Origin of the sequence: Sulfitobacter sp. JL08 (genome assembly GCF_003352045.1) — a bacterium.
GTDB lineage: Bacteria > Pseudomonadota > Alphaproteobacteria > Rhodobacterales > Rhodobacteraceae > JL08.
The window spans coordinates 1,135,658-1,151,263 of the sequence record NZ_CP025815.1; the positions used below are offsets into that span (position 1 = coordinate 1,135,658).

Annotated in this window: 16 protein-coding genes and 1 tRNA gene; 9 read left to right on the top strand and 8 right to left on the bottom strand. The window is 56.1% G+C overall.

The window, feature by feature from the left end; all coding sequences use genetic code 11:
• Positions 1-6 precede the first annotated feature (6 nt).
• From C1J05_RS05775 to lipB, 7 genes are all read right to left on the bottom strand, one after another.
• Complete coding sequence (locus tag C1J05_RS05775; protein WP_114869416.1) at positions 7-501, bottom strand: DUF2244 domain-containing protein; 495 nt, start codon at positions 499-501, stop codon at positions 7-9.
• Positions 502-562: 61 nt separating this feature from the next.
• The gene (locus C1J05_RS05780; protein ID WP_114869417.1) at positions 563-1,030 is read right to left on the bottom strand and encodes a hypothetical protein; all 468 of its coding nucleotides are present in this window, start codon (positions 1,028-1,030) and stop codon (positions 563-565) included.
• A gap of 203 nt (positions 1,031-1,233) precedes the next feature.
• Positions 1,234-2,907, bottom strand: coding sequence for a cytochrome c oxidase subunit I (gene ctaD / locus C1J05_RS05785; protein ID WP_114869418.1), 1,674 nt, complete (start codon positions 2,905-2,907; stop codon positions 1,234-1,236).
• 262 nt (positions 2,908-3,169) lie between these two features.
• Positions 3,170-3,520: a hypothetical protein gene (locus tag C1J05_RS05790; RefSeq protein ID WP_114869419.1), complete on the bottom strand. Its 351-nt coding sequence runs from the start codon at positions 3,518-3,520 to the stop codon at positions 3,170-3,172.
• A 165-nt stretch (positions 3,521-3,685) separates the two neighbouring features.
• Entirely contained in the window at positions 3,686-4,645 is a 960-nt protein-coding gene (locus tag C1J05_RS05795; protein ID WP_114868636.1) for an IS5 family transposase, read from the bottom strand.
• A gap of 38 nt (positions 4,646-4,683) precedes the next feature.
• A complete protein-coding gene (locus C1J05_RS05800; RefSeq protein WP_114869420.1) occupies positions 4,684-5,391 on the bottom strand; it encodes a hypothetical protein in 708 nt (235 codons plus the stop codon).
• Between the two features lie 144 nt (positions 5,392-5,535).
• Positions 5,536-6,129: a lipoyl(octanoyl) transferase LipB gene (gene lipB / locus C1J05_RS05805; protein ID WP_254684781.1), complete on the bottom strand. Its 594-nt coding sequence runs from the start codon at positions 6,127-6,129 to the stop codon at positions 5,536-5,538.
• Positions 6,130-6,427: 298 nt separating this feature from the next.
• Here lipB and C1J05_RS05810 point away from each other — a divergent pair, with 298 nt between their 5' ends.
• The 9 genes from C1J05_RS05810 to C1J05_RS05850 all read left to right on the top strand — a co-directional run bounded on the left by C1J05_RS05810 (position 6,428) and on the right by C1J05_RS05850 (position 14,347).
• Positions 6,428-7,702, top strand: coding sequence for a peptidoglycan-binding domain-containing protein (locus C1J05_RS05810; RefSeq protein WP_254684712.1), 1,275 nt, complete (start codon positions 6,428-6,430; stop codon positions 7,700-7,702).
• A gap of 126 nt (positions 7,703-7,828) precedes the next feature.
• A tRNA-Leu gene (locus tag C1J05_RS05815) sits at positions 7,829-7,914 on the top strand.
• A 303-nt stretch (positions 7,915-8,217) separates the two neighbouring features.
• Positions 8,218-8,403, top strand: a complete 186-nt coding sequence (locus C1J05_RS05820; RefSeq protein ID WP_114869421.1) for a helix-turn-helix transcriptional regulator — start codon at positions 8,218-8,220, stop codon at positions 8,401-8,403.
• Entirely contained in the window at positions 8,400-10,673 is a 2,274-nt protein-coding gene (locus C1J05_RS05825; RefSeq protein ID WP_114869422.1) for an AAA family ATPase, read from the top strand. The genes C1J05_RS05820 and C1J05_RS05825 overlap by 4 nt, the downstream gene beginning before the upstream one ends.
• Positions 10,674-10,880: 207 nt before the next feature.
• A complete protein-coding gene (locus tag C1J05_RS22085; RefSeq protein WP_114869423.1) occupies positions 10,881-11,195 on the top strand; it encodes a DUF5681 domain-containing protein in 315 nt (104 codons plus the stop codon).
• Positions 11,196-11,490: 295 nt separating this feature from the next.
• On the top strand, positions 11,491-12,345 hold the full coding sequence (locus C1J05_RS05835; protein ID WP_162797927.1) for a class I SAM-dependent methyltransferase: 855 nt from the start codon (positions 11,491-11,493) through the stop codon (positions 12,343-12,345).
• A 162-nt stretch (positions 12,346-12,507) separates the two neighbouring features.
• The gene (locus C1J05_RS05840) at positions 12,508-12,963 is read left to right on the top strand and encodes a hypothetical protein (RefSeq protein ID WP_162797928.1); all 456 of its coding nucleotides are present in this window, start codon (positions 12,508-12,510) and stop codon (positions 12,961-12,963) included.
• A gap of 202 nt (positions 12,964-13,165) precedes the next feature.
• Entirely contained in the window at positions 13,166-13,627 is a 462-nt protein-coding gene (locus C1J05_RS05845) for an MAPEG family protein (protein ID WP_114869426.1), read from the top strand.
• A gap of 435 nt (positions 13,628-14,062) precedes the next feature.
• On the top strand, positions 14,063-14,347 hold the full coding sequence (locus C1J05_RS05850; RefSeq protein ID WP_114869427.1) for a hypothetical protein: 285 nt from the start codon (positions 14,063-14,065) through the stop codon (positions 14,345-14,347).
• Between the two features lie 244 nt (positions 14,348-14,591).
• Here the strand turns inward: C1J05_RS05850 and C1J05_RS05855 are convergent, their stop codons facing one another.
• Positions 14,592-15,464 (bottom strand): class I SAM-dependent methyltransferase, encoded by an 873-nt coding sequence (locus tag C1J05_RS05855; RefSeq protein ID WP_114869428.1) that lies wholly within the window; start codon positions 15,462-15,464, stop codon positions 14,592-14,594.
• Between the last annotated feature and the right edge of the window lie 142 nt (positions 15,465-15,606).

A 15,606-nucleotide genomic window follows, 5' to 3' on the forward strand; every position in this document is an offset into this window, starting at 1 on the left:
ACGCGCCTAGCCGCGCGTTTGCGCCAGGCCGCGCAGTAAATCATCATAAAGGCTGATGCGTTCTTCCTCTGACAGGAACGCGCCTATTTCCACTTCGCGGCCTTCGCCGCGCAGTGTGACGTAATGCGGCACAGGCCCGTCTTTCTTGTGCATTTCGACCTGCGCCCAGTAGATGTTGCAATCCCATTCCTGCGCCGGCCCGCGCGGGTTGTGGCGCACCAGATGAGCCGTTTCACCCGACAGTGTCAGAACCTCAAGGATTTGTGCATTCCGGTGGCTGCGTTCCAGCGCCAGCCAGACACCGCCCACAGCCAGCAGCAGAAACGGCAGAACGCCCCAAAGAACAACCGACCCGATCAGCGGAAACAACGGGATCATGATCAGCACAAATGTGGCGCCGATAAATGCCGCGAACCCTTTGGGCGGCAGGGACTGATGCGGCCATAGCTGCAGTTCACTGGCCGATTTAGGGGCGGGCGGGGTTTTCCATTTATAAGGCATGACACAGCGTGCTTTAAAGAGGCGGGATACGGGGGCCGGTGGTAGGCACCGGCAATCGGGTTTATCCGTTGGTCTTTGGGGTCGGCAGCGTCAGACTTGCCGATTGCGAAGGTGGCACGCATCCGCGCATGTCTGCAAAGGCAGATACAGCGCTATCCGCGGCCGATTGAAAGCCTTTGTCGATCAGGATCGCGGGATCCTGCAAATACGGTTCCAACGTGCCTGAAACCCCGGCAAGCTGGGCTTGCAGGGCGTCTATCCGCGTCTCGATACCTTGGGCGACCGCAGAATTCAACGTGCCGGTCTGGGTGCGGATGGTTTGCAGATCGCCGCGCAAGGCCGCCAGTTCGCCGGTCATGTCGTCGATACTGCTGCGCACCGGTTTCAACACTTCGATATTGCTGGCAAAGCTGGCCGCCATGTTGTTGGCCGTGCTGGTTACGCGCCATGCCATGAACAGGCACAGCAGAATCAGGATCAGGGTCGCGTTGATCATGGCAACGGCGATGTCTTTGATGATTTTCAGCATTTTGGGCCTCAATTCGGGTGCCGAAGGCGTTTCTTATGGGCAGGGCCAATTTGCATGTCGGGCGTTGGGAACGCGGCGCGCACGGCCTGCCGGATTTGTCATGTCAAGATGATAGCATATGCATTCGGCGGGTCCATGCGTTACAAAAGAAAAAGGCCCCAAGCGGTGCAGGGGGCCTTTTCCGTAGTCTGTGTGGCTGGCGCTCAGTGCGCGTGGCCTTTGTCCCAGTCTTCCTGTTTTGGCAGGATTTCGAACGTATGCTCGGGCGGCGGGCTGGGCAGGGTCCATTCCAGCGTATCTGCATATTCGTTCCACGGGTTGTTTTGCGTCACCTTGGCGCCGCGCAGCAGCGTGTAGGCAACAACGCCAAAGAAGAACAGGAAGGACGCAAAGCTGAGGAAGGCGCCGATGCTTGACCACCAGTTCCAGTAGGCGAACGCCTCGGGGTAATCAATGTAACGGCGGGGCATGCCCTGACGGCCCAGAAAGTGCTGGGGGAAGAATGTCAGGTTCGCGCCGATGAACATCGCCCAGAAGTGCAGCTTGCCCGCCCATTCAGGGTACATCCGGCCCGACATTTTGGGCAGATAGAAATAGATGCCCGCAAAGATCGCAAACACCGCGCCAAGGCTCATCACATAGTGGAAATGAGCCACGACATAATAGGTGTCATGATAGTAGCGATCGACAGCTGCCTGGCTGAGAACGATACCGGTCACACCACCGACCGTGAACAGGAAAAGGAAGCCGAACGCCCACAACATAGGTGTCTTGAACTCAATCGAACCGCCCCACATCGTGGCAATCCAACTGAACACCTTAACCCCGGTGGGCACCGCGATCACCATTGTGGCCAGCATGAAGTAGCTTTGCTGGTTCAGCGACATGCCGACCGTGTACATGTGGTGCGCCCACACGACAAAGCCCAGCACACCAATCGCGATCAGCGCCCAGACCATCGGCAGATAGCCGAACACCGGCTTGCGGCTGAAGGTTGCGATCACGTGGCTGATGATGCCAAAGCCCGGAAGGATGATGATATACACCTCGGGGTGGCCAAAGAACCACAGGATGTGCTGGTACAGTACCGGATCTCCGCCACCGGCAGGATCAAAGAAGGTAAAGCCAAAGTTACGGTCCATCAGCAACATGGTGATCGCGCCCGCCAGAACCGGCAGGGACAGAAGAATCAGCCACGAGGTGATGAAGATCGACCATGAAAACAGCGGCACCTTGAACAGTGTCATGCCCGGAGCGCGCATGTTCAGGAATGTCGTGATCATGTTGATCGCACCCAGAATGGAGGATGCACCCGACACGTGAACCGCGAAAATCGCAAGGTCCATCGACATGCCGCTTTCGGTGGTGGACAGCGGCGGATAAAGCACCCAGCCAACGCCCGATCCAAGCTGGTCATTACCGCCCGGTGCCAGAACCGAACACACGGCCAGCGTTGTGCCTGCGCAGTACAGCCAGAACGACAGGTTGTTCATCCGCGGGAACGCCATATCCGGCGCGCCGATCTGCAAAGGCATGAAATAGTTGCCAAATCCGCCAAAAAGCGCCGGAATAACAACAAAGAACATCATCAGGATGCCGTGGCCCGTGATCAGAACGTTCCACAAATGCCCGTTTGGCGTACAGGTTTGCGACGCATCCGCAAACATCCGCGCGCCTTCCATGCACATGTACTGAACACCCGGGTCCATAAGCTCCAACCGCATGTAAACGGTGAATGCGACCGAGATAAATCCGACAAAGGCCGAAACGATAAGGTAAAGAATACCGATGTCTTTGTGGTTCGTAGACATGAACCAGCGGGTAAAAAATCCGCGCTGGTCTTCGTGATCATGTCCGTGAATGGCTGCGTCTGCCATGCGGGGTGCCTCCTGGCTGGTATAGTTTTACACACGTGAACGGCAGACATAAATCTGCCGTTCACGTGCAGGATTACGAATGGTTCTAGAACGCCAGACCGATTGCTTCAATGCCCGACTTTGATCTGGCGCAAGATAAATTGACGCGGGTAGTTGAAAATGAAGGGGAATAACCCGATCAGGCGCAGGTGGCGGGAATTGGCGGTGCGCCTGAAAAGCAAAGGCTATCGTGACGTTTGAGAGATAATGGTTTTGCGCACGTCTACTGGATACCTGCGTAAAACTGCGCACAAAGCGCGAAAAATGCCAGCGGAAAGGCAAAACGGCTGATTAGGTCTATGCGGCCGGCAATGGCTGTCCGGTCCTTTGACGCCAGATATCCCGTGCACAGTGATTGCAGCAAAGCCAGAAAGACAAAGACAGTGGCACCTGCGACATACCTGTCCAGCATGGTAAAGTAACCCAGCCGGGGCAGCATGCTGGTTGTGGAAAAAATGAATGCGATCATGGTCAGGACCGAGGTTGCGGACAGCCCGAGTTGCGTTCCGAACTGTTCGGGATTGATCCAGAATACACACCAGGACATGAAGACGATCAGACTGATCGGCAGCATGATCTTCCAGAAATAGTAGCTAAGGAACGTCTGATCAACGCCTTCGGCTTCGCCGCCGTGCCGGCTTGAAGGTAGTTTGGGGCGTCAGACGTCCCATTTCCAGCGATTTTCCCGCTGTTTCGGCCGCCTGAGTGGCGGTTTCGGCGTTTTTGGGCAGACTCTGCCTCATGCTGCCAGCTTTCTCCGGGTCATGAACAGGTTGCCGAGGGCGAAGAGCGTGAACAGATGCGCCCGGTTCTTGGCCAGCCCACGGTAGCGCGTCTTCACGTGGCCGAACTGGCGCTTCAGGATCCGGAACGGGTGCTCAACCTTGGCCCGGACCTTTGCGATGATCCGGTTGATCTGCACGTCGAGCGGATCCAGTTCGCCACCTTTGGGTGCCTTGCGCATCACGCCCCAGAACCGGCCTGCATCCTTGGTGAAGGCCGCCTCTCGTTCGGAATGCACGTAGCCCTTGTCCGCCCAGACGGATGTTTCGTTGCCGTGCAGCAGTTCGTCCCAGACCTGGCTATCGTGGGTCTTGGCAGTGGTGGTCTCCAGGCTGTGGACGATGCCGCTGTCTGCATCGACGCCAACATGGGCCTTCATGCCGAAGTACCAGTCATTACCCTTCTTGGTGGATGACATCTCGGGATCGCGGGCCTTGGCTTCATTCTTGGTCGAGGACGGCGCATCGATGATCGTCGCATCCACCAACGTGCCAGAGCGCAGCGTGACGCCCTTGTCGGCAAGATAGGCATTCACCTCGGCAAACAGCTTCTCGGTCAGCTGATGCTTCTCCAGCAGGTGCCGGAAGTTCAGGATCGTTGTTTCGTCGGGGATGCGGTCATCGCCAAGCTCGATACCGGCAAACCGGCGCATGGCCTCGCTGTCATACAGGCTCTCTTCGGCCATCGGATCGCTCAGCGCGTACCAGCTCTGAAGGAAATACACTCGCAGCATCGTCTCCAGTGGCATCGGTGGCCGACCACCCTTTGACCCAACCTTCGGATAGTGCGGCTCGATCAGCGCCAACAGACGACCCCAAGGCACCACCGCATCCATCTCCGACAGGAACTTCTCGCGGCGCGTCACCTTCTTCTTCACCGCATCACCAAGGCCGGGAATGGCAGGCTGTTTGGGCATCGGCGGGCTCCTCTCTCATCCGCAGAAACCATACCAAATCAAGCCAAAATGGGGAAGTTCTTCAGAGATTCCCTAAGATAGCGCTCTGCCGAGATTTGCAGCAGATATCCTGACCTGAGCTGATCAACAGCCTCAAAGGTTTCTTCGACCAGCTCTGCCTGTATTCCGGTGATGGCCCAGTCGGATATGTTCAGCAACGGCGACATGCCTGTAAACGCCTCGTCGTTGCGAAACACCACTTTGCCGATGCTCCAATCCAGCGGGTAAATCCGCAACGCAATCGTCTGCTTGTCGAAAGGGAAATCAGTCAGCTTGTGATAGCTAGAGAATGATCCAGAAATCCGCTGCAGATAGGTGATCTTGCCGCCTTCTTCGACACTTACGGTTTCTGGCCAGCGCGAAAACATGCGCCCTGAATTCTTCAGCACCAGATCAGGAAACCAGATGTCATCAATAGACAGTTTGCACCCGTCCCACGCGGCAAGCCTTGGGTCTGTCCAGCGCATACGGATTGCTAGATCAATTGAAATCGTTTGATTGACGTCGTCAATCTCAAGCAGGTCGGCGACCCGCAAACCAAAGGTAATTTCGGTGGCCGGCCCGGACGACCCCGGCCTTATGTCTGTTCGATAGGTGGGCGGCGCACAGGGGTTTTCCGGAACGGTTGTTTGCGCACGCGCGCCCCCAGGTGCCAAAGCCGCGATAGCCACAAAAAATACTGCAAGCACCATTAGAAAGTGACGCATCCCGAAATTCCACCCTTTTCCGGCGTGCGCCCGTCACGCAGCCGGTTTGGCCAGTCTCTACAGAAACAAGGATTTGTAAACAGAACGATTGTTTGCTGCCAGTTTCAGACGCGCCAGAGTGGGGTTGAAGTGTGGCCGGACTGGCTAATCCCCGAAAACGTCCGCGAAACTTGTGCGCAACGCCACATCGACATCGTCCATCGTGACGGGCAAACCCATATCGACAAGGCTTGTGACGCCATAATCCGTGATCCCGCAGGGCACGATGCCGCTGAAATGGTCCAGATCGGGTTCGACATTGATTGAAATGCCGTGAAAGCTGATCCATTTGCGCAGCCGGATGCCAATGGCGGCAATCTTGTCCTCGGCGGGGCTGCCATCGGGCAGGGGTGCCTTTTCCGGGCGGACCACCCAGACACCGACGCGCCCGCACCGGATTTCGCCCCTGACGTTGAATTGCGCCAGCGCCGCAATCACCCACGCCTCAAGCTGCTGCACAAAGGCGCGCACATCATGCCCCCGCGCGCCGACATCCAGCATGACATAAGCCACCCGCTGCCCCGGTCCGTGATAGGTGTACTGTCCGCCACGTTTGGTCGGGTACACGGGAAACCTGTCCGGATCGGTCAGATCGGCGGCTTTTGCGCTGGTGCCTGCCGTGTAAAGCGGCGGATGTTCCAGCAGCCAGATACATTCCGGCGCTGTCCCCTCGGCAATGGCCGCCGCGCGCGCCTCCATCCAGATTTCGGCGTCATGATAGGGAACCAGATCGTCCGAGGTGATCCATTCTATGGGCACGCCATATCCTTTAGTTGCGGGTGCGGCTGGCAGCGGCACGATGGCGCTGTTTTTGCCCAGCCCAACACTGGATGTCCAGATGAACAGGCAGAACGGCAGGCAGAACAGCGTGGCTGTAAACCGCCCATCTTAGGCGAAAATTGTCCGGACCAGCGCTCTGTCACGGATTTTTGCGGGCGAAAACCGATTCTGCTGCTATAATGAGGCCGTTCGTTTTATCTGTATAGGAGGGCACATCGTGTTTTCAAAATCCATTTCCGTATTTGCAATCGCCGCTGCCATGGCCACCGGACCCGCCACCAAAGCGTCTGCGGATGCTGGTGATTTCGTCGCCGGTGCCCTGATCGGCGGCGTGGTCGGCCACGCGCTGACCAAGGAAAACCAGCGCAAGAAGGCAACCACTCAAAGAAGTACAACCCGCACCTACAACACGTTGCCGTCCACGCAGGAAGGGCGCGAAATTCAGGCGTCACTGAACTATTTCGGGTTTGATGCCGGTGCGGTCGACGGTCAGTTGGGCCGCAAATCGCGCAATGCCGTTTCAAACTATCAGGGCTATCTGGGATACCCCGTGACCGGCGTGCTTAGCCCGTTTGAACAGAATCTGCTGATCAGTTCTTACAACCGGGCGCAGGCGGGTGGATACGCGACGACCCAGCAGGCGGCTGCCTTGCCGGATGGCACGCGTGGATTGTTGCGCGTTTACCGTGATGAAATGGCGGGGGGTGGCACTACCACCGCATCCGCACCGGAACCGGCCGGAACGCTGGCCGCAGTGGCCGAGCCGGAACAGACAGCCCCGTCGCTGCCAAGCTTTATGAACGACGGAGCACCGCAGAAATCCCTGGCCGCGCATTGCAATCAGGTGTCGTTGCTGACGAATACCAACGGCGGTTTCACGACCGAAGCCAAAATGACCGACGCGAATTTTGCCCTGAACGAACAGTTCTGTCTGGCGCGCACATATGCGATTGCCGAAGGGCAGGACCTTGCCGCCAAGGTATCGGGATACACATCGCAGGAAATAACCCAGCAATGTGAAGGCTTTGGCCCGGCCCTTCAGGCGCAGGTTGATGCTCTGTCCTATGAATCTGAGGATACCGTGACCCGTGATGTGGGTGCTTTTGCCATGTCGACAGGCATGTCGCCGTCACAGTTGAAAGGCACCGCACGCATCTGTCTGGGTGTCGGCTATCGCACAGATAATATGGAGGTCGCGCTGGCGTCCGCGCTGATCCTTTATACGATGGGGGAAAAAGTCTATGGCGAACTGATGGGACACCATCTTGCACAGGGCTATGGCACAACGCAGGATCCCACACTGGCACTGCAATGGTACGAGAAAAGCTGGGATGCACATAATGCCGGCCAGAAAGCTGCCTTTGCGCCGGGTCAGCCTGAACGCAACGCCCTGATCCACAAAGCTGCCATGCAGGTCGGTGGTGCAGGGGATCAGGCTGGTTCGTCTGTCACCCCGACAGCCGCCCTGCCAAGTTTTTCGGTCAGCGATTGATCGCAAAAAACCCAATCACAAGAACGCACAACCCCGGCGCAGTCCAAAGCGTCGGGGTTTTGCGTAAAAAGACACTTCACAATGCGTGCGCGGGGCGATAAACGGCCTTTACCAAGCCTTGGCTGTGCGGTCGTGGCGGAATGGTAGACGCGCAGCGTTGAGGTCGCTGTGGGGTAACACCCGTGGAAGTTCGAGTCTTCTCGACCGCACCAACTTGGGACGCAAAGTCCCCTAAAAATATAGAAAAAACCAAAGTTTTTCGCGCTTTGTCTACCAATTTGTCAACCTATTGACTTGTGTACCAAGCTGGGGGTAAATGCTACATGTTGTGCAAACTCGGCCGTGTTGGCTGGGCATATGGACAAGGGTATATGGCAGACTACGGCGACCAAGTACGCCTAGGGTCTGATATCGGGCAACGGAAAACGGTTATGGATACGGTATAACGGCAGAAACCCGGCTTGGAGGGTGAAGAAGCCAGTCAGACACAACGACCTCCATTATGGGGTTCTGACATGACAAAGAAACTGTTGACCACGGATGAGAAGATCGCCGAAATCGGCGTCTCTCGGCAAACATTATATCGCTGGCTCAAAATGGGCATTGGCCCGAAGTACTTAGAATACGGCGGGTGCATTAGATATTTGCCTGAGCCGTTGCTCGCCGAACATGTTGGCGAGATGCGCGTGGTGAAGCCATGATCACATACACCCGCATCGCACTTGCCGACCCCGAAAGGGGCGGCAAGCACTACTCAATCACGTCGGAAGGCAGGATCGAAAAGAGCAGCATACCCTACATTAATGCGGGGCATGCCTACGTCGAAACGGCCGACGACATGGCCGACTTCACCACAGTGCTAAACGACAAACTGCAACCGGGGCAGGATGTGCTGATCTATGGCGTCCCGGTCAGGGACGTTGCAGAAGAGGGGATTGCGATCCGTGCCGCGAACAAGATGAACGGCACAGACGCGATCCAGCGCAGCAATGAGGACTTCCGCTGGCCCAACGGGGCCACGATCTTCGCGATGGACTACGACCCGCGCGACGGCCATGACGTCCTGACCCGTGACGCCCTGTGGGAACAGCTTTCAGGCACCTTTCCGGCCCTTTCTGGCGTCGATGTCGTTTGGGGCGCGTCCAGTTCGTCGCACATCTTCAACGGCGACGAGGAAGTGGTCGGCCTCAAAGGGCAGCGCCTGTATTTTGCTGCCGCCGATGGCACCGACATAGAACGCGCTGCTACAGTCATGCTCAAGCGCATGTGGCTGGCGGGGCATGGGTACATCATGATCTCGGGCAGTGGGGGGCAGCTTATCCGCGCCACGACCGATCCCTGCATGTATCAGGCCTCGCGTCTGGATTTTGCCGCCGGGGCTGTCTGCAATAACGGTCTGGTGCAGAAGCGGCCAGATGCCTTTCTCATCAACAAAGGGTCGGCGCTGATCGATACGCGGGTCGCCTTCCCGGACCTGACCAGCGAGGAAGAGGTCCGGTACGCGGAACTGATCAAAAAGGCCAAAGCCGACACTGCCAAAGAGGCGCAGGCGATACGGGAGACATGGGCCGATGCCCAGATCAGAAAGGAAGTCATCCACGACAATCCCGACGCCGATGACATCGATGCCCTTTGCGCCCAGAAGGAGAAGCGCAAAAGAGATCTTATCAGGGTCGCAACAGGCGAAAGCGTCCCGTTGGGGCTGGATCACCTCTTATGGCTGTCAGACGGGCGCACAGTGAGCGTCAGGGAGGTTGTGACCAATAGACACCTGTTCAACGAGGTGAAATGCCGCGATCCGCTCGAACCGGACTACCGGGGCGGATCAATCACGGGGATGATCTACGGGGCGGGCCATCGCCTTGTCTCTCACGCGCACGGGCTTAAAAAAATTTACAAGTTGGCCGACGCCCGCGCGGAGCTGATCGAGGCTTCTCTGGAGCGGGTGGCCGAGGCGAAAGGTCCGATCTCGGATGTGGTGGATGAGTACAGCACGGCGGCCTTGCTCAAGGTCCACCTGCAACGTTCGCCTCCATTGGTCGAAAACCTGATCGCGCCGCATCTGACATATCTGGTCGGCGACCCCAAGGCGGGCAAATCTTTTCTGGCCATGCAGATCGCAAACGCCATCAGCAAGGGGGAGACGATCTTCGGATGTGAGGTGCCGGAGAAACGCCGCGCGTTGTATTTTGCCGTGGAGAATGGATACGAGGAAACTGTGGATCGTATCCAGAATATGGGGCTTGATGGGGATGTGGTCTGGCGCTTCAAAGGCAAGAACTTCGAACAGGAACCGGACAGCGTTGAAGAATTGCTGGTGATGCTCACTGATGAGGTTACGAAAGACGCCTCAATCGGGGTCATATTTCTGGACACCCTGCGCTTCATGGCTGGCCCGCCGCCAAAGGTCGATGGCGGGAACGCGCAAGATCGGGACTACGCCCAACTCAAACCGATCCAGTCGTGGTGCCAGAAGGCGGGTGTGGGCGTCGTGGCGCTGGCACACACCAACAAGGCGCAGGACGGGCGAGGGGGACTGCGGACGCAGATCGCCAGCACGGCGGGGTCGAACCTGATTATGGGGACCGCTGAGAGCATCCTGACCCTGTCGCGTCATGTGGATAAGGACACCATGGCAAACCTCAATCATGGGCTGATACAGCGCACGGGACGGTCCTTCAAAGACGATACCGCTCTGGATGTCACCTTCGAGGGCAGCAACACGTCGTTCGTCATGACCAGTGAACACGAGAAGGCGGCGCTGAAGGTGATGCAGAAGGCCCGGACAAACTCATGCCGCCAAGCCATCGTAAAAGAACTGCTGAACGAGAGCGAGGGTGTGCCGCGCGATGAGTTGCGTGAAAGGGTTATGGGTGAACTACGTGTCTCTCGGCAGGCTTTCCATAAAGCTGTGCAGGATATGATTGCGGGAAAAGCCTTAAAAGAAAGGGATGGGAGGGTCTTCCTGTAAGGTTGACGCAAGACGTCCGAAAGGTTGTCGGCTGGGTTGCGCTAAGGTTTCACATCAGTGTGTTACGCTAAGTATATGTAATACAACATTAAACACTGGAAACGCGCCCCTCCGCCGCTTACATTGGCGGGGGCGGAACAATATAGACGCACAGACCACGCCCTCGCGCACGTAGGATTGCTAACAGGGTCGTAACAGGAGATCGTCATGCGGTTCAAGAAAGGCCAATCGGGCAACCCGCGAGGTCGCCCCGTCATGTCACCAGAGGTTCGGGAAGCCCTTCGGGCAGGTGGTGAAGTCGCCGTGCGACGAATGGGTGACCTGCTTGACGATGATGCCGCCTGGGGGCCTGCGGGATGGCTTTCGCCCATGGAACAGATCAAATTATTAGCGGTTGCACACGAACGTGCCTTCGGTCGGGCCGTCGCTGTGTCCCTAGATCAGCAATTTCCTGGGGCTGGAGATCGCGCGTTGGCTTCAGATCAGCATCGCAGGCTTGCTGCGCTCATTCCTAAGCACTAGCGCCAAGGCTCTGGGCCTGCAAAATTGAAAAAAAACCTCGAATATTGGCATAGCGGTCATTGAGGCATGGTGCAGCGAATGACTGCATCGAGCGGCGGTTTCAACGGGTCGACGCAACACATTAATCTTTGACCAAAGATGGAGTGAGCATAATGAAGTATCGTCGCCGGAAGCAGACCCTGCAACGCTCCAACTCTTGCTGGTATTTTCGGGCAGCGCTCCCTTGAGCTTCTTGAGACTTGTTTCGGTCGATGGAAAGGCGCAGTCTTCAGTCTTCCACTGGAGGATTAAAGCCATGGCCACAGCTGAAGAAATCAATGCGGATATGCTTTCGTTCTGGAACGGCCAAGGTGGTCGGACATGGACGCAGCGCCAAGCACACACCGACATGACCCTGCAACCGGTAACCGATGCTCTTTTGGCTTTCGCGGGGCCAGTCACCGGTGATCGGGTTCTAGACGTAGGGTGCGGCTGTGGAGCGTCGACCCTGGATTTCGCCCGTGCCGTAGGCCCTTCTGGCCGCATAGTGGCAATGGACATCTCCGCAACAATGCTGGCCGTGGGCAAGGCGCGTGCCGAAGCTGCCAATCTAAAGAACATCGAGTGGCAGGAGGACGACCCTTCGACGGCGCCTCTTGAGGAGTATGACTTGTTGACGTCGGCCTTCGGGACGATGTTCTTCGGCGACACCGTTGCAGCATTCACCAACATGCGCGAGTTCGCGGCACCGGGCGCGAGAATGGCAATCGTTTGCTGGCGCTCGCTTGCTGAGAACCCGTGGATGCATGTGCCAATGTCGGCGGTCGCGCCACACCTGCCTCCCAGACCAAAGGCCGTCCCAAATGCACCTGGGATGTTCGCCTTCAGCGATCCCGAGTACGTGACGTATGTTCTTACTAAGTCAGGCTGGACAACGCCGCGGTTCAGTAAGCTCGACGTAAACCTGGATATCGCGGCGGGAAGCGGGCTTGACCAAGCTGTGGAACAGACAACCAAGATCGGTGCTATAAACAGCTGGCTGCGAAACGCGCCAGCCGACGTTGTTGCTGCGGCTATATCGTCGCTACAGTCGGCACTTTCGGTGCACGCGGATGGTTCGAAAGTTCCTCTGCCTGCCGCAATGTGGCTAATCAGCAGCAAGGCCGCCTGACCGCGATTCAATTCATAGGACTACTCAAAGCTATTCTGGCTGGTACCGAATGCAGATTGGCTCCTTGCAGCGATGAGGGACTGCAAATCATCAGGCTTCAATTATCGGTGTCCCACATATGCTTCAGTATTGAGGAATGAGCTTTGTTGGGAGGCGGAGGTCATGCGATCGGTAATAACAGCCCTTATTCAGTTTCTTTTGTTTACTTGTGCAGTTCAAGCCACGTCGCCGGAGGCACAGCAGTTGATTGATCGTGCCGCAGCAGATTGCAGCGCATTTGAAAACGGTGAGTTTGATGCGGGCAACGCTTTTACGACGATTGAACTGAGCTCTCAGTTCGGCACTGTTGAAGCTGAACTCGTTGACGAAAGCGAGTTTGCCTGCTCGTCGGCGGCATCACTTTACTGCGGAACAGGCGGCTGCATGCTAAATATCATCATAGGTGATACTGTGAGCGCTTGGCAGGTCACCGGGTGGAGACTGATCGATTGGGGAGCCGACAGTATACTATTGATAGGTCGTGACGGCGGGTGGTGTGGCGGCGCAGGTGCTGAGGTTTGCTACGAGGCGCTGCTATGGAGCAACGGAAAGGTTCTAACGGTTGGGCCAGCTCCGTAAACTCGATAAAGCCCGCACCACCAATGGTACTTATCCGTCTCGCAGTGATGCTTTATAGCGCCAGCTTTGCGAAGTAAGAGAAAAAGGACTCCTGTTGGAATTCATGCTATTTTGAAGGTCGTCGCCTTCCCATCAAACTGTTCGTTGATGTCGGTAAAATCTCCACATCTCGGAGATTCCAGTCCAAACAAAGGAAAGTGCAATGAACTTGTTGACGCTCGATAACCCGGTCTTTGAAACTTACGCGCTTGTTGCGGCACTTATGGTTCTGAAAATAATGCTGCAAGGCTGGATGACCGTCTACCGGATGTTGAAAAGCGACTCTGGTTTGGTAAGCCCCGAGGATTTACAGAAAGGTCTAATCAACAAGTCGCCAAGACCCGACCAGCTTGAGGTCAATGATTATGTTGATCGATCGCGACGCATGCATCGCAATGATCTAGAAAATATCCCAGCATTCCTGGCCATTGGTTTGATTTTTGTTGCGGTTGATCCGACTTTGTTGGCCGCACAGGTTTTAATGTTTGGCTTCGCACTCGCGCGATTGGCACATGCAGTCGCTTATTTCACAAAACAGACCCACGAGGTTCGTGCGACATTCTATTCGATTGGCTCCTTAATAGTGATTTTCATGGCGGTCTATGTTTTGTGGAACGTGATTTGAACTGGATACTCTTGCAGTGGTCAAATTGAACATTTGTCCGGAAGGTATTTCCGTAGAACGGTCGTTCAAACGGCTTACAGGTGCGGCACAGCAGCGAACGGCGAGGTTGTCCGCTTGGCAGACAGTCGTGCCCGTCTTGTGGAATGTCCGCAAATGAAGTTTTCCATGAAAGTGACCGAGTTCACTGTCGTATAGATGATGATGCGGTATGACTGACTGACCTACAGGGAGGACCAATCATGCTTGCACAGAATTTAACAATTTCACGGATGTGCTCAGTGATTTGTAATGCCAGTGCCAGTGCATTCAGGTCAATGTGGACAGTTACCGTTGATCTGGTAGCCGCACCTAAGCTCTGGCACATACGGATTAGTGTTGCCAAGTGAGAAACAGTCGGCTTAGCTAGTCGGATTAATAAAGATTAAGGAAACGACGATGGAAAATATACTTGCACAACTTATCGGTGGTGCGCTTGGCGGGACAGCAGGCGGCAAAGCGGTGGCAAACAGCAGTATGGGTGGGCTGGGTAACCTCATAGCGGGTGCGGTTGGTGGCGTCGCGGGAGGTCAAGTGCTGGGTGGGTTGCTTGGAGCAGCGGGAGGCGACGCTGGCGCAGGAATGGACCTCGGCGCTGTGGCAAGCAACTTGGTCGGCGGTGGTGTGATGGGTTTGATTGTGCAGGTCGTCGTTGGTATGGTTATAAAGAAGATGCGCGGCTAAGCTCGTCATCCGTGGATGCTGCATTACCGGGCGGCTTTGTCCGAGTGGGAGCCAAGCATAACCACGTTGGTTCGGTAGTCTTTTTGAGTGCGTGCTGACGCTGTTCTAGGGCGAACGACGGATTGAGACCGCCCCGCAACTCAGTCATTGGTGCTGACTGCGGCTAATGACTGGTCAGAGCCCGAGTATTTTCTGTAATCATAAAAATGCGGTTCGCGAGGCGTCTGTTCTTGTAAAGAAGTAATCAGCCGGGATTTCGAGCGGAAATCACCCAAGAAGACGTTGGCGCCCAAATGCCATCGTCATCCACCTCCTGGCTCTCAAAGTAGCCGTGCATCTCACTCTCAATCTCAGGACGCTTGGCTTCGGCCATCTCCTCGCCAGCCTCGCGGAAAACCTCCCCTCCCGGACCGATCGCCAAAGCAAATGCGATGCATTCCTCCGGGTTCCTGCCCACAAGGATTTTTTCGTCCACGCGAGTGAAAGTGACATCCTCGTATCCGGCGCTCTTCATCATTAGGCCCGTCGTCTCCTGATTGCCCATGGAAAACGGGCCCGGCCCGCATGAATCTGCATCCGCGCCGGGCGCAGGAAGGTGCCGGAGTGTAATATCCTTTGCTTTCTGCCACGCTGGATTGTCTTCGCGCCGGCGCCAAACAATATGGGTCATTTGCCCACCCGGTTTAAGTGCAAGGCGCATTCTTCGCAACGCCGCGACAGGGTTCGTGAAAAACATGGTACCAAAACGCGCAACCACGTAGTCAAACTCGTTTTCTGGCAGAGCAACTTCCGCATCGCCACGAGCGAAAGTAACGTTTCGCAGCCCTTTTTCAGCGGCGTCCTTTCTGCCCTCTTCAAGGAAAGCATCGACGCAATCAATTCCGACAACTCGCCCGTTTGACCCGACAATCTCAGCTACTTGGAGTGACATATCTCCCCAGCCACACCCTACATCCAGTACTGACATGCCCTCACCAAGCGGCAAATTCGGGATCACTGCCGCAGAATGTCGCGATAGACCGCCCTGCAATATATGCCGGTATTTCGTGAATTTCGGTTCCAGAACCGTATTCCAGAATTTTACGAAGTCCGTGTCGTCCTTATTGTCCAAAGCCATTTTGAAGCCTCCTTCGCGACATCAATAGCACATTTCAGGAAGTTCTTTTTGGAAATCGTTGCGGCGACACTGGTAGCTTACTCAATCATCTCCTCAAGCCTCTTGCTATGACAGCTTTGCTCCACAATGCAGATTTCGGATT